Below are 23,212 nucleotides of genomic sequence, written 5' to 3'. Positions count from 1 at the left end.
TAATCTGTCTTCCTCATAGAACCCCTGGGTGAGAGAGGTTGTGGCTGCGCGCACAGCTCCGCAGGAGCGAGCACGGAGCGGTGGGTGGGGAGGTGGGGCCAGGGCTGGAGGAATCGTAAAAAGAAAACACTGAGTCCGACGCCTATTCAGCCCACCACGCCTCGCGCTCTGGGAACGACATCTCAGACCACACCGTCACAGCCACCGAGACACGCCCGTCGTACCAACTCTTCGCGACGTTCCGCATCGTCACTCGTTCGCCTTCTCTGACCATCGTCTTGCGACTTTTAGCCCAAATGGTAAACTTAGTTCGTCCAGTTTCATCCTCGATGAGTCCCACCTGTTGAATCGCCTGATTCGACGACTCCCACAACTGCGTCACTCTTCCAGAGATGGACACCTCTCGACGACTCACCTCACTGACCGCCGCAATCGGAATCACCCGTCCTGGCGCCCGCTGCAACTCTTCGAACACGCTCACCACTGCGCTCATCATCGATTTCCCATCTGCGACCTGCTCGGCCAACCGCCGACTAATCGCCGATCGCGACCACCCATCGAGTTTCGTCTGTAACCGGGCCGCCTCCCGGTTCACCTCGCCCAGTTGTGCCACCGTCAGTTGCTCACGCGGGTCTGCCTCTTCGGGATCTGCCCACCGATTCACACACCCGGCACGCTTCTTGAACTCCCGCGTTGCTTCGACGCTCATCTGTTCCGCCGCAGTCGCCGTCCGCGCCTCACGGCTCGACGTCTGTCTCCGGTCCCACCGCTCACGCGTTTGCTCGATTTCCCACTCTCGTGCTTCCATCCGCTCTTCTTCTGCGAGGGTCAGGCCCCGTCCTTGGGCTTCCGGATTGTTCAGGTCAACCTTTGCTTGAATTTCGAGTTCAACCGTGGGTCGCAGCGCTGGCGTCTCATCGACCACATCGTCGACGACTGCCGGCTGTTCAACGTCCCAAACTTCATTACCGATTTGCTTCTTAGTACTCATTGTAGACTCCGAAGGCGCCTACTCAGCGTCTTTTTCCGACACCACGACTCTCCAGCCGCAGCTCTCTCACTGACCTCGACCAACTCATTCTGCGCACGCCTTTCGCGCCTTCACGAGCGCCCGCAGGGCGCGGAAGGCGTGCGCTCGACGACGGGGACACAACCAGCACCGCGCGACCGAACTGCCCGTAGCGAGCGGCCAGCTTTATGCCGTTTCTCGTGTCCGGCCCGCAGGGGCGCAACCGAAAACGCGCATAATGCTGGCGTACCGGGAGGGTACGAGCGATGCGAGCGCGACTGCAAGGAGCAGCTCGTCGCGAACGACGAGTGGAGCAGAGCGGAGCGAGGAGTGAGCATGGAGGGCACAGGGCGGCGAGCGGGGCGTGCCGTCAACAGAGTCCAACGGATAGTAAACCAGGGATCCCAAAGGGGACACACTACTCACGCTAGCGGTAAGCCACCGTCTTGAAACTGATCGCTGGGCCGTATGAAACGGTATTGTTGCCTTTGCATCCGATGTCTTCGCTATGATACGAACTGCATCATTGCTAGTACATTCGTCCACGTGGTTGCTTGCTTCTGTATGACGACTAGGTGGCATCTACAGAGTCTCCACAACATCACATGCAAGGAGGAAGCCCACGGCTTCAGCCGTAGAGGAATCCGACAATATCGTTCAGTGTGCGTGAGTCTCGTCTACATTGCGCCACCCATACCGCCCATTCCACCCATACCTCCTATCTCGTCACCATCGTCACCGGTCTGACTAACAGAGAGGTCACCAGCGGAGATTACGTCATCAATACGAAGAATCATCACAGCCGCTTCCGTCGCCGAGTCGATTGCCTGCGTTTTTAATCGCAAGGGTTCGATGATACCCTTCGCGACCATGTCGCCAACACCTGCTGAATGTGCATCAATGCCTGCATAAAATTTCGATTGTGATTCGGTCGTGAGAGATAGTTTTCGACCGAACATTTCGTGATAGTCTCGGTTCGGTTGACTCGGATCAAAGCCTGGGAGCTGTTCTTGATCGATTTCCACTTGATATCGTTGCTGTAGATAGCATTCCTGTTTTCTCCGATAGAACCATTTAGTAACTTGGTCGACATCGTATCCCAACTCCCTGTCGATAGATGATGCCTTTTTGACATACTCCGCTACTCCTGATTCGAATTCATCTTCAGAGAGTGTCTCATCGAGTTGTTCGATTGAATCTGGTGAGTCAGTTATTGTCGAACAATACTCCACCAAATGCATCTTTACATCGACAATTTCACGGAACAACTGTTCTGTCTCCGGGTTGAGCTCTCCGTTCGTCAGATAGTAATCGATGCTGCCGAGCTCTTCTTGGATTTGGGCTGGTGATTTCGCCGCCGCAGCATCAACGTGAGACTGGATCTCAGAGGGCGGCAAGCCGGCGATTTCACCCAGCACGAATATCGACTCGAAGTACTCGACGTCCTGCATAATTTCTGTAGGAGAGACTGTTGGACTTGCGTCTTTCCTCTCTGCTTTCACTCCTGTGTGGTGAGTGCGGAGGTCGACGATGGTGTCGATAGGGTCGAGACCGGCATTCTTGGCAAGGGTTCGTGGGATGACGTCGAGCGCGTCGGCGAACGCTTCGATGGCGAGTTGCTCGCGGCCACCGACAGAGTTCGCGAACTCGCGCAGGCGGATGGAGAGTTCAATCTCTGCAGCGCCGCCCCCAGGTAGCACCTCACCGTCCTCAAGTGTCGTACGGACGACGCCGAGAGCGTCCTCGATTGCACGCTCGAGTTCGTCGACGACATGTTGAGTACTCCCGCGGAGGATAAGGGTGACAGACTTGGCGTCTTCGACGCCCTCGACGAAGATGCGCTCGTCGCCACCGACGTCCTTCTCGGCAACAGAGCCGGCGAAGCCGAGGTCGTCTTCCTCGATGTCGTCAAGGTTGGAGACGACGCGGCCACCCGTGGCGCGGGCGAGATGTTTGAGGTCGGCGGACGTGACATGATGAACCGCGAGAATGCCCTCCTTTGCGAGGTAGTGCTGGGCCATGTCGTTGATGCCGTCACCGACGAAGACGACATCGGCGCCGACTTCGACGAGCTTGTCGACCATCTCTTTCAGCTGCTTTTCTTCCTGGTCGAGGAACTGCTGAAACTGGTCGGGGTCCGTGACATTGACTTCAGCGTCGATTTTCGTTTCTTGAACCTCCAACGCGTCGGCTAACAGCGCGACGTTGGCGTCTTCGACGGCGTACGGCATGTTCTCGTCCACGCGCGTCTTGTCGACGATGACGCCTTCGACGAGTTCGGAGTTGTTGATCGAACCGCCGACGACCTTCTCGACGGAAATGTTGTCGGTGTCGATGCCCTCGTCGTCCTGTATTGCAAGGACAGCGTCGACGACGAGTCCGGCAAGGAGGTCCTTTGCGGACTCTGCGCCCTTGCCCGTCATTGCCGTGGTGGCAATCTCTAGGAGCGTTTCTCGGTCGTTCTCGGTGAGCTTGAGTGCAATTTCCTTGAGAATCCCTTTAGCTTTCTCGGCGGCCAGCCGGTAGCCCTGTACGATCGTCGTCGGGTGGATGTCGGACTCGATGAGGTCTTCGGCTTGGTCAAGGAGTTCTCCTGCAATGATGACGGCCGTCGTCGTACCGTCTCCGACCTCGGTCTCCTGTGTTTCCGCGATTTCGACGACCATGTTGGCTGTTGGGTTGTCGATATCCATCTCCCTGAGGATGGTAACGCCATCATTCGTGATGATGACGTCACCTGAGGAGTCGACGAGCATCTTGTCCATTCCTTTGGGTCCGAGTGTGGAGCGTACTGCTTCTGCGACTGCACGTGCGGCTCGAATGTTGTACGTCTGCGCGTCGCGGTCCTTGACGCGCTGTGAATCTTCCCCCAGGATGATCATCGGTTGGTTCTGTAGAGATCGTTGTGACATCGTCAGAGACACCGAGAGAAAAGAGCTGGTTGGAATTGCATCCGGTACCAGTACGAATCAGTCATAATCGTACTACCGACGTATGCCAATCAATTTAAATCTTAGGCGAAGAAAACTATCTACTGATCGTTGTGGTGTGTCTGTGAATAGCCAACTTGTTGATAGTCTTTTACCAATAAGCGCCACAGTCACGTCGATCTACGTCGTCGTGTTAGTGTTTGTGTTCGATAAATACCACAATCTTGAGTACAGAGCAGTCCCTGAAGCGTGGATATTCTTCTTTAGTGGGATTGTCCTCTCTGGATCATTCGTTATCGCTGGGATGAGCACGCTCTGGTTACTTGGTCTGGAATTAGACGTAGTCTCGTCGCATGCCAAACTGTCGGGATACGCACTTGGGGCTTCATTCGTTCTGTTGGTAGTGGGGAATCTATTCCTTGGCGCGTTCGTCATTTTGACAGATACGTTCAAATGGGTTACTCGTCTTGACGAGTGGATCAAACGAAAAATTCGACACTCCAATTCGGTGTCGGGGGGGATTGGGCCTGCTATTTGGAATGTATACACCACTACAGGCGTTACACTCCTCCTGTTGGGTGTCTCGGTACTAGCTCTAAAGGGCCTCTTATCGACCGCCTCTCTGGTCGTGCTTCTAGCTCCCGGCATGGCAGTCGTTATATTTGGTCTCATCCGGCGAGAACGCCTGCCTCCATTGCCACGGGGTCAAATCATTACCATAGTACTCCCACTCATAGTTGTATGGGTGATGCTCATAATCTCGACAAACTATGTCAGCGAATGGTTTATTGTGGGCCTCTATTTGGTACTCTCGCTCGCTGTTTGGGCTGGTCACCGGACGGTCGCCAAATCGCACTAGCGTAGGTTTGTCTACTCGTCACTGGATTTTTAATACATTGCCCACATGTTGAGTGTGAACTCAATAATGGTCTCAGGAATGAAGCTCATGAGTGGATCTCAACGGGACGATTACAGCCGTCTCAGCCTATCGCGCTATGCGACACAACGAGTACATGAGCGGATTATCAAAGAAGCAGAAATGATTAACAATGATTTCGAGGATATCGAACCGGGCCAGTGGATGGACTGTGTAGAGGTGGCGACATTCCACATCTATCGGTCAAACGGTGACTTCAAAACCCGATGCGAGAACGATTGGCGTATCGAGCCATCAGGCGAGAAAGGCCGACGAAGAGCGCGAATTGCTGCACTCAAAGAAGCTGAAAACGGCAACTGAGAAGAGTTATCGGCGATCCCGTTCGAAACGTGCGCTGTACAATCGTCGGTAGAACCACTCTGTAGCTTCGTCCGTCGGATACTCTAACTCTTGATCGACGCCGAGACTGGATTCAACTTGATGGTTCACCAGCTGTTGTGTTTTGCTGGGGAGTTCGTCCCAGTCGAAGTTCGCTGAAGCAATGGCATTGGGGTTGTTCTCAAGTTGATTACGCATACCGATGATTTCATTGAAATCATCTGCACATCCTTCTGGTAATCGGCCTTCGTCAATCGTCTGTTTGAGTTGCCTGATATCTGTCTCGACCTGCGACGGAGACTTTGATACTGGTTCACCCATCCAGTTTACAATTGTCTCTGGCTTCATATTGGCTACTTCAGACAAAGTGAGGAGCTTCCGATAGTAAGAACTGTTTTGCAGAAATCGGTCCTCGGGAATCGGATTCATCGTCAACTCGTATCACGCATTATAGAGCGCGCACGGTCTAATCGTTTGTGGTACTTTCTTTTGAGAGACACTATGTTTGGTTTCGAGTACACGACGTCCCGCAGGGCGCGGAAGGCGTGGGCTCTGCGATGGGGACACAACCAGCACCACTCACCGAATGGAGTGAGATGAGTCACAGGCGCGAACGCAGTGAGTTGCCCACGTGACCTTGGCCCGTAGCGAGCGATGCGAGCGCGACTGCAAGGAGCAGCTCGTCGCGAACGACGAGTGGAGCAGAGCGGAGCGAGGAGTGAGCACGGAGGGCACAGGGCGGCGAGCGGGGCGTGCCGATACGAGAGCGAACAGTGTTACCGAGACATCGTACCCATGAACCACTCAGAGTCCGAGAAGTGACCGAAGGCGAGAGAAGAGTCCGCCCTGCAGGTCGAAGATACGTTCCATCTCCGTGTCGCTGAGTTCGAAATCGAAGACATCGAAGTTCTCCTCGATATGGGTCTGACTCGAAGCTTTGGGAATCGCTGCGACCATCTCTTGCTGAATCAACCAACGGAGTGCAACCTGAGCGTCTGTCTTTCCGTACTGCGTTCCGATCTCTTCGAGGACCGCGTTACCGATGACCCTCCCCTGGGCCAGTGGACTGTATGCGGTTAGAATGATTTTGTTCTCGATACAGAATTCGAGTAGCTCGGGTTGACTCTTGAACGGGTGGTACTCCACCTGGTTCGTCAGGATCGGAGTCTCGGAGGCTGCAATCGCCTGTCGCATCTGCTCGACGGAGAAGTTACTGACACCGATATGCTCGACGAGTCCACGCTCCTGGAGGTCGTTCATCGCGCTGATCGACGCTTCGATGGGCACGCTCCGACTGGGCGAGTGAATCAACAGCAGATCGATTTCGGTTCCCAACCGCTGTACACTCTGTTCAACCGAGCTCAGGACCTTATCGTGGGACAGATTCTGCCGGAAGATTTTCGTGACGAGAAACACGTCCTCTCTTGGCACTGCGGAGTCGGCTATTGCCTGTCCGACAGCGTCCTCGTTGTTGTACATCTGCGCCGTATCGAGATGTCGATACCCAGCGTCGAGTGCGTGTTCGACGGCGGTCCGACAGGTCGCTCCCTTCATCGGCCACGTCCCGAAGCCAAGAGCCGGCACGTCCACACCGCTGGCGGTGACGTATTCCATGGGTTACACTTAGAGGGGCAGAATCAAGAAGATGCTAGCAGTAGGCCGGTATTCGAGAGAGTTCCTCAATACTCACGCGGATGGAGTCGCTCGTAGTCAAACTCCCCGTCGTGTTTGAGGTGCCGATCCAGAGAAACAATCGTCTCTTCTTCGAGGACAGACGCGACGTGAACGAGCGTTGCGTCATCAAAATCAAGATCGGTTGTCCGTTGGAGGTCACAGATTTCGATTTTATCGCCTAAGGAGAGCCGGTACAGTGAGAGTCCTTTTGCTGCAGCGACTGAGTAGACGAGGTCTTGGATTTCATCCGGCGCACGGTCAGTGAAATACGTATTGAAAATCGCACAGATGCCATGGAGATGAAAATCAGTGAGATGGCCGTCTATCGAGCCGTCTTCGAGGTCTGAAAGGATCTGCTCACAGGCATCTGCATACTCGTCGTCGAGGTAATATTCGAGAAAGATTCCTTGGTCGACTATCATTTATTCTCGTCTCGGTCGCCTCTGTGCTGGTCAAGCAGGGTCTCACCGACTGAATGCTTGAGCTCGGTACTCGACAATTCAACGTGGCTGAGTGAGCCACGCTTGGTTGTGAGTGGACTGTGTGCTGGCTTGAGATCGAGTTCGATATCCTGTTCTGCAACCCACACAGACAGTGCCTCTTGTCCTGCTTTCCCGAGCGACCCTCGCTTATGGCCAAACCGCTTCATTGCCCACTCTCTGAACCTGTCTTCCATCTCATCTGGCACATCGAATTTTATCGTCCCCATAGTAGGAGTATGTAGGTACGTACGTACCTAAGTCCTTTTGGACGTTCACCACCCTCGCTACAACTCCGGCAGTTCAACCGCCTGTTTGTACACCCCAGCATCCCGTCCTGGTGGCGTCCGTGGTACCGCATTCAACTCGTCGACGACGACAGCCGTCTTCATGAGCATCCGAATCAACTGCTCGGGGTCGATACCCTTGTCAGCGTACAGTCGAAGCCAGGCGTAAAGTTCGAATTCCATCTTCTGTGCAGTCTCGGAGTCTGAGTCAGCATTCATTGTGAATCAACGCAGGCCAGTACACGCGCCTGCACCCCTGCAGGCGCGCAATAGAACAGACATTCGTACACGGTCTCGAACACGCTCGACGACGTCCAAACATACACAGGGTGGGAGTGGAGGGGGCCGCAGCGTCGCGAGCCGAGCCCAAGGCACACGCCTGCGCAGGCCGCGAGGCTGTGGGGGCCTTCGAAGAAGACTGCACTGGTCAAATCAAACCGAAGAACCGAGCTGCCGTGCGAGTTGCAGAGAGTCAATGCAGAATCTTACGAGAGAGGAGCGTAGTCATCAGACTGCAGAGTTGGGATCGTCCCCCATTGAGTCCGTATTTCTGGGGGACGGCTGGTACCCCCGGTTTGGGCGATATGGCCACTCGGTAATCTCAGTACTGTGTCCATCAGTCCAGACTTCGTACGCTCCTGGTGGGAGAACAAACGTACTCGGGCCATTTACTGATTGTTCGAGTTCGATGAGCTCCCCATCTTGCGCAACACCGATGAAGGTGTATCCAACTGCATCAACATCAAGAATCGTCTCACGGTCTAACTCAATAGACTTCTTGAAGTCGTCGGGGATCCGGTCAATTTCGACCTCTCTCTCCAAGACGGGGCGAAGCGGTTCTGAATCATCTTCGTCGTAGATGATTTTCACGCCCGTGATGTAGCACTGATCGTCGATTGCATTCGCATACAATCCATACCAGTTCGAATAATTATCGATCACACCGCCATTGACATTCCGTATCGGAACGGTTCTGATGAAATGAGGGCCACTTCTCTCAAACGTTCGTGCCTCGGTGCTGTGGAAATTGGCCCATCCAGCATGCAGTCGTGCGAGTGACGTGACCTCTCCGCCGACTTCATCGGGATAATTCCAGTTCGGGGGGAGATACATGTGCGATTGACTGAACAGTTCGAACACGACGCTGCCTCCGGAGTGTCCAACAATAGTGAGCGAATTTGGTTTCGCACCATCTGGCAGGGGAGTCGGGAGCAACCCCAACGAGCCTTGGTAGCCGTATTCTTCCGGGGTCTCGTCCCCAGTCCAACTTGCTGCGAATCCAAATGGATTGGTGTCCATAAATTGCACATCGCCCCAATTTTCAAACCCGGAGGGCCAATGATGACCATTGTAATAGGCCATTGGCTCGACTACTTTTCCAATCCCATCTCCTTGTTCGTGGAATATCGGTGCGTACGATGCAACAGGCATGACAATTATATAACGCTTCAACACACGATAAACATGTACTTCTAATGTGCAATAGTACGTGAATTATCGAGTCATATTGTCCCGATATATGGACATTCACACACCAGTGTACTAATTAGCGCACAATGTCGTCCACAATAAGATGCGTTCGACTCGGTGACGGTCACCGCTCAGTTCTCGCGGTTGTTCGGCCTTCTGAACACGAGGGGGGACCGACCAACCCTCGAATGGCTGCTCATCACTGACGGGTCACAAGAGAGTACCATCGACTACACGCTCAGCGTCAAGACACCCCGCGCACCCACTATCGAAGCCTGGTGTCGCGAACTCCTCCCTGACTCGGTCGAACTCACGACCACCACGACAGACCCGCAGCGCCGACATTATTCAGACGTGGGACCTTTCCCTCTGGGTTCTGTATCCCGACGAGAGGGCTGGAGTCTCGAATCTGGGAGTAGCGGCCATTCTGTAACCTCAGTACTGTCGCCATCAGTCCAGACCTCGTACGCTCCTGGTGGGAGTATGAACGTACTCGGACCATCTGTTGCCTGTTCGAACTCGAGTAGCTCACCATCCTGTGCAATACCGATGAACGAATACCTCGCTGCACTGACATCGAGAACAGTATCCAGTTCTAACTCAATCGGCGTCCTCCACTCATCGGGTATTCGATCGACTTCTCGTTCACTCTCCAAGACGGGAGGGAGCGGTTTTGAGTCATCTTCGTCGTAGGTGATTTTCACACCCGTCAGGTAGCAACGACCGCTCGTGGCCTCCGCATACAATCCATACCAATTCGCAGAATTATCGATGACCCCTGAATCAACAGTACGGATCCGTACAGTTCTGGTAAAGTTTGGTCCACTTCTCTCAAACCGTCGATCCTCAGTACTGTGGAACTCGGCCCACCCTGCGCGAATGCGTGCGAGTTCGGCAGTCCCTTCGCTTGGTGAGAATCCCCCGTCCCAGCCAGATGATAAATACGTGAGCGATTGACTGAAGAGTTCGAACCTCACGCTGCCAGTGCAGTATCCGATAACAGTGAGCGAATTGGGTTTCGCACCATCTGGGAGGGTAATCGGGAGCAGCCCAAGTGTGCTTCCTGAGTAATTATTATACTGGCCTTGATCCACAGCGCCGTACGATACAAACCCATGAGGGTGGGATCCCCGAAATTGTACATCAACCCACTGATAATGTTTAACGTGGTAGGGCCAGCCCCACGCATCGACGTATGGTCCATCTTGAGTCCCGGTATTTCCCCCCAGTTCGTGGAAAATTGGTGCGTACGAAGCCACTGGCATGACAATTATATTACGTTTCGTCATATGATAAACATGTATGGATATTATACAGAAATAATTGAAATTAGGAATATCATTGCGCCACTAACTTGACAGTCCCAATCTTAATCAGTATTCAATACCTGTTTCGTCCACAATTTTTGGGCCTCAAGGTGACCGTCGGTACGCCAACCGCGAATGGTCACCTGCAGACGACAACCAGTGGTAGAGAGAACCACGGGAGTCGTGTGTGCGACTTCACGAGACTAGACGAAGTGACCAGCTCAAACCCCACACAGTCCTGTTATCACACCCACAGGTAGAGAAGGAATTATGTCTAGTGACGGTGACGAAAGGTCATTATTCAGTCTCCGTCACCACGGTCATTTATTCACATCTCGCCGACAGCCGACGCGTTCGACCCGGCAACTGTCACCGCACAGTTCACTCGATTGTTTGACTTGCTGGACACAGACGACCCACCCACACTCGAATGGCTGCTCGTCACAGATGGGTCGCAGTCGAGTACAATCGACTACACACTCAGTGTCGAGACCGCGTTTGCACCCGCTATCGAAGCCTGGTGTCGCGAACTCGTTCCTGACTCGTTCGAACTTCGGACCTCGACCACGGACCCGCTGACACGCCTCTCTCCCGCCGAGCCAGATGCCGACCCCGCTGACGAAGCCCTTGAACGCTATTCGCCACCACGCGCTCGCGCCGTCGAGTTCGTCGGCCAGCCAGACCGCCGCGATGACTGGCAGACTACGCTCACCCCGTACGACGCCTTCATCGACACAGACACGCGGCCACCACTCACGACAGTCGTCAGTACACTCGCCGCATCGATCGTCCCGATGGCCGTCCAGCTCTTGGTCACGCCCCACGCCGACTGGCGTCATCACGCACGCGACCGACGCCGCCGACTCACCGAGGGTCGCGATACGCTCTCGCAGCGTCTCGTCGATGACTGGATTGCCTCGACGAACACCGCGAAGAACACGAGCGACCCTGCAGTCCGCTCGCGTCTCGACGCACTCGACGCGAAAGACGCTCGCCGTTCGTTTTCGGTCACGGCACGCGGCATCGTGATTACGACCGAGCCCGACGCAACCATCCCCGAACTCGCCTCGCTTGCAACCACGTTCACCCCACTCAGCGGCGACCACTACCGTATCGAGGGGCGCGAGTACGATGGCAAACACGCCTACGAGGTGTACGATGACATCCGAAATCGCGTCGCTATCGACCCCGAGAACACGAGTCTCTCCACGAAACTCCCGTGGGCCTCCAACGAGCGTCGCGCACTCGTCATGGATGGGCGCGAACTCCCTGCGCTCTGCCTGCTCGATGCGGGTGCGCTCCCACCTGATGCTCACCGCGCGCTCGCCCCCACACCAACCGACGAACACGGACTTCCCAGACCGTCACGTGACCGCCTCGAACGGTACCGAACGGAGGGGCTCACACTTGGGCACGCGCAGACCGCAGATGGCGATGCTGAAGCCACGCCCATTTCACTCCCACCTTCACTCCAACCACTCCACGTTGGGTGGTTCGGTCGCACTGGCTCGGGGAAGTCGACGAGTCTCGTTACGGGTATCCTCGATAATCACGACGCCACCGATGGGGCGGACATCCTCATCGACCCGAAGGGAGACGGCATGGCCGATGACTATCTTCGCGCCCACTACGCGCGACACGGCTCGCTCGACGATGTCTACTACTTCGACTGCACCGAGAGCCTTCCCGCGCTGTCGTTTTTCGATATTCGCGACCAACTTGACTCGGGCGTCGACCGAACCACTGCCGTCGAAGACGTTGTCGACCACTACGTCGACATCCTCATCGGTATCATGGGGCGCGACCGCTTCGAACAGGCCGTTCGCTCGCCGGATATCATTCGCTACGTTCTCAAGGCAATGTTCGACCCGATACACGGGTCGAATGCATTCACGCATCGCGAGTTCCAGATGGCCGTCGCCAGATTGCACGAGACGCGCGACCCACCACCGGTCGTTGACGAAGACCTCCAGGCGCTGCTCGCTGGCGTCGCTGCCAACTCGAAGCGCTCGTTCGACGAACTCATGCAAGGCGTTGCAAATCGTATCGAGAAAGTCCCACTCGATGCGCGACTCGCACAGTTATTTAATCACGTCCCAGATGAGGAGGGGAGTAGTCCACACTTCGACCTGCGCGCACTCATCGACGAGGATGCCGTCATCATCATCGACACCGGTGGACTCCGACCAGCCTCTCGTCGTGTCATCACGCTCGTCATCCTCTCTGCGTTGTGGACTGCGCTTCGGCGTCGAACCCAACAGGAAGCCACGGATGGCGATGGCGACACCGACCACCCGCTCGTCAACCTGTATCTCGAAGAAGCCTCGCAGTTGTCGACGTCGTCGTTGCTTTCGAACCTCCTCGCCCAGTCGCGATCGTTTGGACTCTCGGTCACGCTGGCGATGCAGTTCCCCGCGCAACTTCGAGAGGCCAACCCCGAAGCCTATCGCGAAGTCCTGAATAACGTCTCGACAATCGTCACTGGGAACGTTGCGGTCGACCCGCAGTTCAGTCGGCGGTTTGCAACCGCTGAGGTACCCACAGGCGAGGTCCAGACCCGACTGCGCGCGCTTCGTCGTGGCCAGTGGCTTGCCACACTCCCGGCAGGATTCGGGCAGCCAGAGCCACAGCCGTTCGTCCTTCAGAGTGCACCCCTCCCGCCTGGCCACCCTGACAGTGAGGCAGCGTTCACACCCGCACGGGAGACTGCCTACGCCGCTGCGCGTGACCTCCTCACGGCCCGGACAGACGATGCGTTTGGCCTCGATATCTCGAATATTGGCAGTCGCTCCACACCTTGGCGGTCGCACACCCCACTGGGCCACCGAGAGTCAGCACCGGCTGAGACGTCCTCGTCGTCATCCCGGCCATCCAGTGATGCATCGCGAACAGCGTCTCGGTCACCAGCAGACCCGTATCCAGACCGCAACGCACCAGCGCCTGATGCACGTATCAACTCGGCACTCCCGTATACAACGCGTCTCCCACCGATGGTCGTATACGACCCTGAGGCCCATGCAGTCGTGTGCGACGAGTGTTCGACACGATATGATCCTGCACTCCCGGGTATCCGAAACGCCATCGAGTGCTGTCACAGTCTCGATGCGGTCGACCGTGACGACATCCCGATCTCGCAGCTCTCGCTCAAACTCTCAGCAGTCGAACGCGGGAGTAGTGCGTTCACCGACGCACAGCTTCGCTTCCTGCAGGCGGTCTACTCGGCACACCAGCGTCGGTTCGACCCCGACTTCGAGTACGACCTCTTGTGCGACAGTATGGTTCGCCTCCAGGAGTACACGGGCGTCTCACACAAGGAAGTCCGCGAACTCATCGATGGCGAGTCGCTCGCACTCGACTGTACCTATCCACACAAACTCTACACAGTCACGCCGAAAGGCCGCCGTGCGATTGCCGTCCGCCACCGCGAGGGCGTTGCACATGGCGACGGTCGCGGTGACGTGAGTGAGTCCAGTCTTCACGTCGTCATGGTCGAACTCGGCCGGCGTTATCTCGAACAGACGTTCGTCGAGAGTGATGAGTCAACTGCTGTCGAGGCGGTCTCGTACTTCGAACACGAGGATTCGCGGGCGCGTCTCGATGCGGTCTGTCTCGACGAAGCTGGCGAGGTTGTTGTGACGCTCGAAGCCGAGCGAGCAAATCACGACATCCTCACTGCAGTTCCTGAGGACTACGATAAGATGGCCGCTTGCGACCCCGAAGCCGCTGTGTGGGTCGTCAAGAACCGCAGTGATGCACACGAGGTGTTGCGCGCGCTCAACGAACCGAACGAGGGAGCGCCGCGCGTGGAGAAGACGTATAGTACGAACTCTCCGCCGTCAACGTTCCAGATTCACCAGCCTGGGTTTACGGAGATGCACACGCTGCAGGAACTCATGGATTCGACGTTGGGTGAGTGAGAGCAGCCCTCCTCAGTCGTTGTATTCATCCCAGATGTCGCCCATCCGCTCGTAGACCCACGGCGCAACGATATCCGAGAGTACACGCATCAAGTCGGTGGGATACTCCCAGTTCACACCATCGCCGTGGGCTGCAGCTGGTGGCTCGTGGAAGTGGTCTCGGGAGTAGTCATCGCTATCGTGTCTGTCCCAGCGACACATCCACGGGTCACCATGGCGTGATTCAATGTACGAGATGTGGAAGTCGCCATTGGTGTACGATTGCAGTTCGATATACGCCTCGGAAACCTCGTCTGCTGGATAGTGTTCATCGAGAAGAACAACGACAAGCGAATCAGGGTTGTTCGACGGAAACACTGAGACGCTATCCACCCACGGTTCAGCACCGAGGACTGCAGCCAGTTCTCGCAGTAGCGCACGGTTTGGTGTTCGCTTTGTGCGGTCGGTGTCCACGCTTAGACGAGACCTTCTTCGCCCGAGTTGTCCTGCTGTGCCTGGCGAAGCGCTCGTATCTCCTTCCGAATCGCCTCCCAAGTTGTGATATCCAACCAGACCTGTTCTGGGTCGCCATAGTCGTGAAACTCGAGTGGGTCAAGCGCGTCAGGGTCATCGACGCCATACCGCGCTCGATACTCCTTGTCTTCGGAGAGGAGTTCACTGAGTCGTTGCGTGTACTCGTTCTCACTGAGTTCTGCGAGCCGGTTCTTCCGACGCCATTCGAAGTACGACTCGTTCCGCTCGAACGTTGCGGGGTTCTCTGTTACCTGCGTCAACACACCGATGTCGGTGAGTCGCTTGAGATGTCGTCGTGCAGCATTCTTTGAACAGTCTGCTCGCGTCGCAATGTCGGACACACGCGTCGGGCCAGTGAGTTCGAGTGCAACTCGATAGACTCGCTCGTCCGCAGGGGCGTTTTCAAGACGGTCTCTCAGTGAGCGAGAGAAGTCTTCTGGCGGTGGGCCTCGTCGACGCTCGTCAGTCATGCGCATCACTACGTGTGAGTGCGCAATATAATTACTGTTCACGCAGGATAGTGAGCACGATACGCCGATGGGAACGAAATCGGGTGGGATTGAAAGGGGCCGCAGGCGAGGACGAACCCCGGTGGCGTGAGCACCGCAGGCCGACGGCCGAGGAGCGCGCGCCGCCGCGGGAGTCGTCGCCTGCGGGGGCTTTCGGAGATGCACACGCTGCAGGAACTCATGGATTCGACGCGAAGCCGACCAGAAAGAGACGAGTCCTGAAACCACGTGGCTGTGATTCACAGACCTCGTTAGGTGGTAATCACAAGTTTTCCGACGCTCTCGCGGTTTTGCATGGCAGCGAAGGCATCACCAGTCTGTTCCAGCGGGTAGGTGTCGTCGAGTACCGGTGTCAACGTCCCCTCGGCAACCAGTTCGACGAGCGTTTCGAGGTCCGTCTGCGTCCCCATCGTACTGCCAATCAGTCGTTTGTGTCCGAGGAACAGGTCTGCGATGTCCACATCGGAGGTCTGGCCCGCAGTGCGACCACAGACCACCATCCGCCCACCGCGTCGAAGCACATCGAGTCCGAGTCCGGTGTACGCACCACCGAGGTGGTTCAACACTGCATCCGGCGTTCCGATGGCCTGAACTGACTCCCGGAGGTCGTCCGGGTCCGTGCCCTGAATAGCATGGTCGAGGCCGAGGCGTTCCATCTGGTCGAGTTTTTCGTGAGATGATGACGTCCCGATCGTTCGAGCACCGAATATGCTCGCGAGTTGGACGCCAGCAACACCCACTCCGCCGGTCGCACCCGGGATGAATACAAGGTCGGTTGGCCCGACGTGAGCCCGGCGGAGCATATGATATGCAGTCATGTACGCCGTTGGAAGTGCGGCAGCCTCTGTCATCTCGACAGTCTCGGGAAGGGTGACGAGACGGGCTGCCCCAACACAGGCGGCCTCTGCGAGGCCTCCGTGATACAGTGAGTACGATTCACAAAGATTCTCAGGCCCCTCGCGACAGAATCGACAGACACCACAGGTCTCGTTTGGACAGAGGAGCACACGGTCGCCCGGGGTGACTGACGTGACGTCGTCACCGACCGCACGTACCTCACCAGCGAGGTCCAGCCCACTCACAAATGGCAGGGTATCTGCGGTGACCATCGCAGAGTCGCCCTCGAGAATCCACAGGTCATGTCGATTGATCGAGGCCGCTTCGACGTCGACGACCGCTTCGGTCGGCCCGGGTTCGGGAGTTGGTTGGTCGATAAGTGAGACTCCGTCAGGGCCGATGAGGTCGGTGAAGGCTGCGGCACGCATCGGGCTGGTATTCGGGAACCACTGCAATATGAGTAGTGACGGCCTCACAAAACCGGGTGGGATTTTCAAACAGTATTCTGACGGTCGCTGCGCAACCACCGAGATACCAACGACCTCCAAATCCGCATAGCAATTTAATACTGTGTCTGAGTTGTCAGTGGTATGAACAAAAGCATAGAGCCGAGCGAGTGGCTATGTCTTGACCCGTGGTGGGACAACTACTCCGAAACAGGGACTGACACAGCGGTCCACCTCGCTGAACTCCTTGAGCAGTGCAATCGAGACTGGAGCACCGCTGCCGCTCCGTTCGATACTGACCCATTAGCTGTAGACCTCAGACGAGACCAGCTACGCAGAGGCCCGCTGCAGCCGAGGACGGAAGTCGGGTGGTCACGGTGGCTTGCGCAGGTGTTGCGCCCCTCTGCAGCCCTTAGTTCTGAACTGTTTGACCGCCCAGGAGCCCAGGCCCCAAGAGAAGTCATCTTAGAGGATAAGCTACCGAAACCGGATGGGTCGTTCAGGAGGCCGGACATCCTGGTCTTCTATGAGGACTGTGGCGTCTCGATCGAGGTGAAGCTCGATGATGAGAACTACGAAAAGACAGCTGAGGCAGCGAAACTCGTCGAAGAGTATTACGACGACCTCGAGTGGTCGCACTATCTCCTCCTCCCAAAGCGAAAGATGGGTCGTCTTGACACACTCGTCGAACCGCCACGTACCGAATTGCCCAATGGTCGAACAGAGATTGCGTGGAACGACCCTGGCCCAATCACCGTGTTACACTGGCGCGACGTCACCGCCGCGATTCGAACGCTCCTGTACCAGGCCGACATCGTCGACGATCACTGGGCGGCGAACGCGTATCTGTTCTGTGCGGTCGCTGAGCAACAACTCTTGGATTTCCAGCCGCAGCCAATGGTTGAACAACTGGCTTCCCCCGCAACCGTCATCGACACAGTCCGTCCGGTTCGGATTGCACACATTCTCGACGAACAACTAACATATCTGCGCGAGAGTGTGTTCCCATGACGGATGAATTCCTCACGATGGGTCTCGAAGGGGATCGCTATGTGAAGGCACTCCAGCTGGTCACCCAATTCGAGAGTGAAATCGAAGCGCGACTGTGTGAGTGCGGCCAGCGGATGGTCGAGAAACACCCCGAGTTGTTCGACTCGGATATCGACCCGAACGTGACGTCGCAAGAAAGTCAGGCTGCGCTCGCATTTCATCGAGTCAATTACCCGATGGAGGGCCCGCTGGCACCGACTGAAGGGAACAGGAATCTCCTGAACGTCCATCTGTACTGGATGCCGCCGAAAAAGTACGGTCGGACTGATATCGACGGCACAGTCCGTGCATTTGGCTACAAGATCAAGCATGCTGACACAGGCATCGATACCCGGGTTGTGGAACAGACGCAGGCCAATGACTGGGATGTAGAGGTGTCCAGGAATCCGTATGACAAGAATATGGTTTTCTATCGCCACGTTAGCTCAGCTGCAGAGATCGAAGCTGCTGCGGACACCCTCGTCAAACATTTCGCTGCGTTCGGTGGTGAATATGCGGTGTCCCCAGATGAGTAATCAACGTTGACAGCAGGAGTCAATAGCCTCAGTCAGTCATTTGGTTATCCTTTCCGAGCGTGCGTGCTCACGTCACGTCTTACTTGAACCACCCAAACAGCGACCACCCACTCTCTTCGTCCTCCTGTTCACCCGCTGCAAGCTCGGCTTCTAACCCACGTCGCCGTTCGCGCTCGTTTTCTAACTCCTCCTGCAATCGCTCGTTTGCTTCGAGCACCGATTCGAGGTGCATCTGGAGTTCTTTGAGACGTTCGAGATGTTCTGTCTCACGTGTTGGGGGTGCTCCGTTTTCGCCCATCTCTGCCGTCGCTCCTGCGGCAGCATCGTCGTCGTGAGTGTTTACACGCGTGTTGGTTGTGTCTGTCCGCGTCCGTGTCGTCGACCGGCGCACCGCACTTGTGAATCCAGACGGGTCGTAATACTCGGTCGTCCCCGCGATTGCCCGTTCGATTGTCTTTTCACCATAGGTCGAGCCGTCCGCAAAGTGCACCTCGTCCCATTTTGCTCGATACAGCCTCGAGTCACGTACCAAGCGGTCCATCTGCTGGGCGTCGCAACCTGTCCAGAACGCCAGCATCGAACACAGCGCCATGTCCGCTTCTGAGTGACTGTCGTACGCGCTCGTGTCGCCGTCGTACAGGCGACTGAATTTCAGCCCGTTCGCGGCGTTCTGTGCGCGCTGGATGACATCTTCATCGGTCAGGTCGTTTCCCCCCGCTTCGACGCCTCCTGTGGATTGGTAGCCGACAGTCGTCGCTGCGTCTGCTGCCGTGTCAGCCGCGTGTGTGTCGAAGTACGCTGCATGAATTGCAGTGAGTTCGTCCGTCCGGGCTGCAACCTCGGTCGGCGTGCCGTCCACGCGGTCGCCCGTCACGGTGAAGAAGCGTGAATGCGCGTAGAGTTCGAGATTTCCCGTTCGGTTCCCGTCTGGGGGAAGGTCCCCTTTGACGATGACGTGATAGCCCGTCCCCGAGGGACTCACTTCGGTGTACGAGTCCAGCCGCTCGATGATCATCTGCGCCCACTCCTCGGGTTCGCCTGTCTCGCTGTCGCGGCACTTGTCCAGGTCGATGCCGACGTACGGGTCGTCGTCGGTGAACACGAACCCCACTCCGTCCGCGGTTCCGTCTTCGGCGTACGCCAGTGCCTCGTCGAACGTTGTCCACGTCGCCCTGTCGGTCGCCGACGCATACCCCCCGCTCACGTCCAGTGGAACCTTCGTTTCATCTCCACCTCGCGTCTGTGTTCGCCACCCCACCCACTGGGCTCGTTCACAGAGTTCGTCTGGGAGTGCTGTCCGTGTGGGGAGTGGTGGCGTCATTGCTCGTCTGGGTGTCTCGTGGGAGGCCTACTAGGTGTTTCGCGCCGCTACACCCATGCGCATTTTGCCCTGTTTTCTACACCCTTGTGCGTATTTATGCGCCTTCGTCTCACCCGCTACACCCTCACAGTTCAGGGGTGTACACCCACGCCTGTTTCCCGCAAGGGTGTACTCGTTCTGGACGCGTCATGGGTGTACGACCACACTCTCTTTGTTGGCGTTTGTGGGAGATACACGTTCCACGATTCCCTGGATTCTGGACGTCTGTGCCCTCGTACGTGGGTTTTCCAACGTCGCCGCACCGTGTGTTCGTCCCCTCGTCTTCCTCAGTTGCGCCGCTCTCGACACCCGGTTCACACCCCTCAAACCCGGTACACCCTCTCGTTAGTGGGGTGTATCGCCTGTTTGGGATTTCGGCATTTTGCCTGTGTTCCCCCTTCGTCGATGCCGCGATTCCACTGTTCGTTGCCCCCATTCTCCCTTCGCGATTGCTGCCCACACCCCCACGTTGACGACGCTCACTCCCGGTTTCCCACATTCGTCTCGACGAGAAGCGATGGTCTGTTTCGATTGCTTTTGCGCCATGGTTGTTCGATGGCTCCCGGGTGTGGCTTCGCGATGGCTCCCAAGGGTGTTGTTGCGGGAGATTCCACGGGTGTACTCCAGTCGAAACAAGGGTTGGGTGTTACCACAGGAGTGGGCACTCAGAAACTGCCCAGACGGTCCCGCCCGAGACTTCGGCCAGTGTGTCGCAGACGACGGCGTCGTCGTCCAGGAACGAGCAGGAGAGACGGCCATCGTCGCCGTCGCAATCGACGTGGTCGTCGCCACGCCGGAGACGAAGACGGACCTGACACTCGTCTTCCGACCGGAATGACTGAACGTTACACATTCAACCAACGGTTCCCCACCGATAAACTATTGACAATAGTTAACGCCCCACAAGGCGTATGACTACCTAGTGTCCGCGCCGAGTGGAGACGCAAGCAGCGCCCACGAGGTGGCGGCACGATGGAGAAATTAGCATGGCATCAGCAAGTACACCGACACGCACCCCCGGAGCGGCCGAACTGGTCGCACGGCGATACCCAGAAGAAATCGCAACAGAGGGGAAACTCGACCTCATCGACGAAATCTGCACCGAGGATGTCCTCGACCACAGCCCACTCGGAGAAATCAAAGGGCATGAAGAACAGAAAGCGCAGATTCGAATGCTTCGTGATGCGTTCGGCGACTTCTCGGCGACAGTCGAAGACGTCGTGACGGAAGGCGACATGGTCGCCATGCGCGTCACGCTGCGAGGGATGCACAAAGGCGAGTTCATGGGCGCCGAACCGACCGGGAACACGTTCGAAGTGTCGAACATGGTGTTCACGCGCGTCGAAGACGGCATGATCGCCGAGCGGTGGGTCATCCCGGACATGATGGGAATGCTCACCCAACTCGGTATCGTCGAACTGCCCTCGATGTAGTCGCACGGAACGACCACTTTTTCAGCGTTTTCTGTCGGTTCAGTCGGTAGTATCGCCCGAAATCGGCATCGTATAACAGACGGCAGTCCCCGTCAGAACGACTGTGCCGTCGTCGCGCGTAATCTCCGTTTCGAGTTCGGTAATCGGCTTGTCCTCGCGAACCTTCGTCACCTCGACCCACCCGGTAATCGTGTCGCCGGGGCGGACCGGGGCCGTGAAATCCCAGTCGACGTTGAGGAAGACGGTTCCGGGGCCGGGCAGGTCCTCGGCGACGATAGCGTTGAGAAGTGCGCTCGTGACGCCGCCTTGCACGACGATTTCGCCGAACTGTGACGCCTTGGCAACGGCTTCGTCGTAGTGAAGCGGGTTGTAGTCACCACTCAGTTCTGAGAACAGTTCGATGTACTCCGGTTCGATGGTCCGCGAGCGCTCGGCGTACTCTCCAACTCGCGGCGGGCCACGTGGCCAGACTGTGTCTGGTGCAGAGGTGTCGGCGTCGTCCATACGAGATTGATTGGGTTGCTGAGACGATAGCCGTGCGGGAGTGAACACCAGATTCGGGGAGAGGGAGACGAACGCGGATTAGTTCAGCTCGATGGTCATCTGATGAACGTACACCCACATTTGGAGAACCCCTGACAGGTTCGCGCCAACCGAGCAGACGCCACACAGACCGCTCGTCACAGAGACCAATCGCTCACGGATAACGTCGAGAGAAGTAAGAACGAGGGCGACCGGGCACCCGCCCTCGCTCCACGGACACTGGGGAAAGATCCCCGGTATACGCAACCCAAGTGCAGGTATCTACCTGCAATAATTCTGTACATTCTCAGAGGTTAAAACATTTTTCAAATGTCATATGGAACGTGTATGCAATTCGCACAACGCCGAACCCTGCACGTCGTCGAGACCGAATTTGTCACAAAACGAGAGACCCTTCGACCGACTGGAGTCAAGCCGTGACGATATCTTCTTCTAACCCTGCGACTGCAGTCATCACTTCCTCGATATCGTCTTCTGGAATGTCGAACGATTCGAGCGTTGCCTGGAGATGTCCGGCAGTCACCTCGAAATCCGTTCGTGAGAGTCCGAGATGGTCGTGTGCTTCGCGCATATCCGCACCCGTGTACTCGACAGGCCCACCAGTGACAGAACTGATAAACTGCGTCTGGTGTGCTTTTTGCCTAGCCATATCGACATCGTCGAAGTAGTGTGCGACCCGTTCGTCCGACAACATCCGGTCGTAGAACTCTTCGACAACTGCTTTGATCGCGTCTTTCCCGCCGAGACGCTCGTAGAGTGATTGGGTGCCCGACATAAACAGGATATTAAATCACTAAGTGATAAGTTTATCTTGGAATGTAAATTTACTGATTGAAAATATTTTATACGATTACGTAACATATTATCCTCTACGTGTGACAACGACCACATCCACTGTGTCGCTGGTCGAACGACGGCGGCTGTTGCCGTCCATTTCCGGAGACGCTACAAACACGGTACGCACCCCCAAAAGAACTGCCCGGGCACCACCCGTTACCGCGCGGCGACTCAGGAGGCGATGAGTTGTGCACGGTATCGTACTAAACCAACTGAAAGACTTCGTCGTCGAGACCTACGACCGCGATACGTGGGCGACGTTGCAACGGGAGGCTGGCCTGCCCGGCCGACTCTACGTCCCCGTCGAGGAGTATCCAGACGAGGAACTAATCGCACTCCTCGATGCGGCATCCGAGCTCACCGACAATTCGGTTCCCGAACTCCTCGAAGCGTTCGGCGAGTTTCTGGTCCCGCCGCTGCTCGAAACGTACAGCGTCCACATCGAACGTGACTGGACGGGAATCGAACTCATCGCCAACATCAAGGCGTTTCACCTCGCGTTGCGGGAGAAAGCCATCTCGACGTACGATACGCCGAAGGTGGAGACTGGGTGGCGAGACAACGAAACAGTGAGCGTCATCTATCGGTCCGAACGGCAGTTTTGCCACCTCGCGCGAGGGCTCATCTTCGGCGTCAGCGACCACTTCGACGAGCCGTACGAGGTCACCGAACCGACGTGCATGCACGATGGAGACGACTACTGTGAATTCCTCGTGACCCCCGACAAACACGCCTGACGATCCTGCGATGGGGTCGTCGTCAGCGTTTTTTCGACCAAGTGAGTGGCGGTACCGACGTTTGGCCATCGCGCACCGCCGACGGTCAAACCCCTCGTTTATCG

At 56.6% G+C, this 23,212-nt stretch carries 20 protein-coding genes and 1 pseudogene; 7 read left to right on the top strand and 14 right to left on the bottom strand.

What is annotated here, in order from left to right; genetic code table 11:
- Positions 1–142 precede the first annotated feature (142 nt).
- Together ACK3SC_RS03535 and thsA are read right to left on the bottom strand one after the other, a co-directional pair.
- Positions 143–991, bottom strand: a complete 849-nt coding sequence (locus ACK3SC_RS03535) for a DNA-binding protein (protein ID WP_416838734.1) — start codon at positions 989–991, stop codon at positions 143–145.
- Positions 992–1,686: 695 nt separating this feature from the next.
- Complete coding sequence (thsA, locus tag ACK3SC_RS03530) at positions 1,687–3,891, bottom strand: thermosome subunit alpha (protein WP_416839933.1); 2,205 nt, start codon at positions 3,889–3,891, stop codon at positions 1,687–1,689.
- 973 nt (positions 3,892–4,864) lie between these two features.
- On the opposite strand from thsA, the gene ACK3SC_RS03525 reads away from it, so the two are divergent.
- Complete coding sequence (locus ACK3SC_RS03525; protein ID WP_416838733.1) at positions 4,865–5,176, top strand: hypothetical protein; 312 nt, start codon at positions 4,865–4,867, stop codon at positions 5,174–5,176.
- 6 nt (positions 5,177–5,182) lie between these two features.
- On the opposite strand, the gene ACK3SC_RS03520 is transcribed toward ACK3SC_RS03525, so the two are convergent.
- The 6 genes from ACK3SC_RS03520 to ACK3SC_RS03495 all read right to left on the bottom strand — a co-directional run bounded on the left by ACK3SC_RS03520 (position 5,183) and on the right by ACK3SC_RS03495 (position 10,393).
- A complete protein-coding gene (locus ACK3SC_RS03520) occupies positions 5,183–5,623 on the bottom strand; it encodes a hypothetical protein (RefSeq protein ID WP_416838732.1) in 441 nt (146 codons plus the stop codon).
- A gap of 375 nt (positions 5,624–5,998) precedes the next feature.
- Positions 5,999–6,808: an aldo/keto reductase gene (locus ACK3SC_RS03515; protein ID WP_416838731.1), complete on the bottom strand. Its 810-nt coding sequence runs from the start codon at positions 6,806–6,808 to the stop codon at positions 5,999–6,001.
- Between the two features lie 65 nt (positions 6,809–6,873).
- On the bottom strand, positions 6,874–7,290 hold the full coding sequence (locus ACK3SC_RS03510) for a hypothetical protein (RefSeq protein WP_416838730.1): 417 nt from the start codon (positions 7,288–7,290) through the stop codon (positions 6,874–6,876).
- 344 nt (positions 7,291–7,634) lie between these two features.
- Positions 7,635–7,817 carry a hypothetical protein gene (locus ACK3SC_RS03505; protein ID WP_416838729.1) on the bottom strand — a complete coding sequence of 61 codons (183 nt, stop codon included), beginning with the start codon at positions 7,815–7,817 and terminating at the stop codon, positions 7,635–7,637.
- Between the two features lie 324 nt (positions 7,818–8,141).
- Positions 8,142–9,065, bottom strand: coding sequence for a hypothetical protein (locus ACK3SC_RS03500; RefSeq protein ID WP_416838728.1), 924 nt, complete (start codon positions 9,063–9,065; stop codon positions 8,142–8,144).
- Between the two features lie 383 nt (positions 9,066–9,448).
- Positions 9,449–10,393, bottom strand: coding sequence for a hypothetical protein (locus tag ACK3SC_RS03495; RefSeq protein ID WP_416838727.1), 945 nt, complete (start codon positions 10,391–10,393; stop codon positions 9,449–9,451).
- A gap of 416 nt (positions 10,394–10,809) precedes the next feature.
- On the opposite strand from ACK3SC_RS03495, the gene ACK3SC_RS03490 reads away from it, so the two are divergent.
- Positions 10,810–14,328 carry an ATP-binding protein gene (locus ACK3SC_RS03490; RefSeq protein ID WP_416838726.1) on the top strand — a complete coding sequence of 1,173 codons (3,519 nt, stop codon included), beginning with the start codon at positions 10,810–10,812 and terminating at the stop codon, positions 14,326–14,328.
- A 12-nt stretch (positions 14,329–14,340) separates the two neighbouring features.
- Here the strand turns inward: ACK3SC_RS03490 and ACK3SC_RS03485 are convergent, their stop codons facing one another.
- The 3 genes from ACK3SC_RS03485 to ACK3SC_RS03475 all read right to left on the bottom strand — a co-directional run bounded on the left by ACK3SC_RS03485 (position 14,341) and on the right by ACK3SC_RS03475 (position 16,615).
- Positions 14,341–14,781 carry a hypothetical protein gene (locus ACK3SC_RS03485; RefSeq protein WP_416838725.1) on the bottom strand — a complete coding sequence of 147 codons (441 nt, stop codon included), beginning with the start codon at positions 14,779–14,781 and terminating at the stop codon, positions 14,341–14,343.
- 2 nt (positions 14,782–14,783) lie between these two features.
- Positions 14,784–15,311: an ArsR family transcriptional regulator gene (locus ACK3SC_RS03480; RefSeq protein ID WP_416838724.1), complete on the bottom strand. Its 528-nt coding sequence runs from the start codon at positions 15,309–15,311 to the stop codon at positions 14,784–14,786.
- A 290-nt stretch (positions 15,312–15,601) separates the two neighbouring features.
- Positions 15,602–16,615 carry a zinc-binding dehydrogenase gene (locus ACK3SC_RS03475; protein ID WP_416838723.1) on the bottom strand — a complete coding sequence of 338 codons (1,014 nt, stop codon included), beginning with the start codon at positions 16,613–16,615 and terminating at the stop codon, positions 15,602–15,604.
- A 570-nt stretch (positions 16,616–17,185) separates the two neighbouring features.
- Here ACK3SC_RS03475 and ACK3SC_RS03470 point away from each other — a divergent pair.
- Together ACK3SC_RS03470 and ACK3SC_RS03465 are read left to right on the top strand one after the other, a co-directional pair.
- Positions 17,186–17,644, top strand: coding sequence for a hypothetical protein (locus tag ACK3SC_RS03470; RefSeq protein ID WP_416838722.1), 459 nt, complete (start codon positions 17,186–17,188; stop codon positions 17,642–17,644).
- The gene (locus tag ACK3SC_RS03465) at positions 17,641–18,198 is read left to right on the top strand and encodes a hypothetical protein (RefSeq protein ID WP_416838721.1); all 558 of its coding nucleotides are present in this window, start codon (positions 17,641–17,643) and stop codon (positions 18,196–18,198) included. Before ACK3SC_RS03470 ends, ACK3SC_RS03465 begins: the two co-directional genes overlap by 4 nt.
- A 79-nt stretch (positions 18,199–18,277) precedes the next feature.
- Here the strand turns inward: ACK3SC_RS03465 and ACK3SC_RS03460 are convergent, their stop codons facing one another.
- Positions 18,278–19,519, bottom strand: coding sequence for a hypothetical protein (locus ACK3SC_RS03460; protein ID WP_416838720.1), 1,242 nt, complete (start codon positions 19,517–19,519; stop codon positions 18,278–18,280).
- Between the two features lie 697 nt (positions 19,520–20,216).
- Here ACK3SC_RS03460 and ACK3SC_RS03455 point away from each other — a divergent pair.
- Positions 20,217–20,396, top strand: a pseudogene (locus ACK3SC_RS03455) (hypothetical protein); the annotation flags it as partial.
- A gap of 148 nt (positions 20,397–20,544) precedes the next feature.
- Complete coding sequence (locus ACK3SC_RS03450) at positions 20,545–20,991, top strand: ester cyclase (RefSeq protein ID WP_416838719.1); 447 nt, start codon at positions 20,545–20,547, stop codon at positions 20,989–20,991.
- A gap of 39 nt (positions 20,992–21,030) precedes the next feature.
- Here the strand turns inward: ACK3SC_RS03450 and ACK3SC_RS03445 are convergent, their stop codons facing one another.
- On the bottom strand, positions 21,031–21,495 hold the full coding sequence (locus ACK3SC_RS03445) for a MaoC family dehydratase (protein ID WP_416838718.1): 465 nt from the start codon (positions 21,493–21,495) through the stop codon (positions 21,031–21,033).
- Positions 21,496–21,943: 448 nt separating this feature from the next.
- Complete coding sequence (locus ACK3SC_RS03440; RefSeq protein ID WP_416838717.1) at positions 21,944–22,309, bottom strand: group I truncated hemoglobin; 366 nt, start codon at positions 22,307–22,309, stop codon at positions 21,944–21,946.
- 250 nt (positions 22,310–22,559) lie between these two features.
- On the opposite strand from ACK3SC_RS03440, the gene ACK3SC_RS03435 reads away from it, so the two are divergent.
- Positions 22,560–23,108 (top strand): heme NO-binding domain-containing protein, encoded by a 549-nt coding sequence (locus ACK3SC_RS03435; RefSeq protein WP_416838716.1) that lies wholly within the window; start codon positions 22,560–22,562, stop codon positions 23,106–23,108.
- Positions 23,109–23,212 lie beyond the last annotated feature (104 nt).

It is taken from the genome of Haloferax sp. DFSO52 (genome assembly GCF_048158745.1).
Lineage (GTDB): Archaea > Halobacteriota > Halobacteria > Halobacteriales > Haloferacaceae > Haloferax.
Note: the sequence above shows the minus strand (reverse complement) of the source record. Positions and strands in the feature narration are given on the sequence as shown.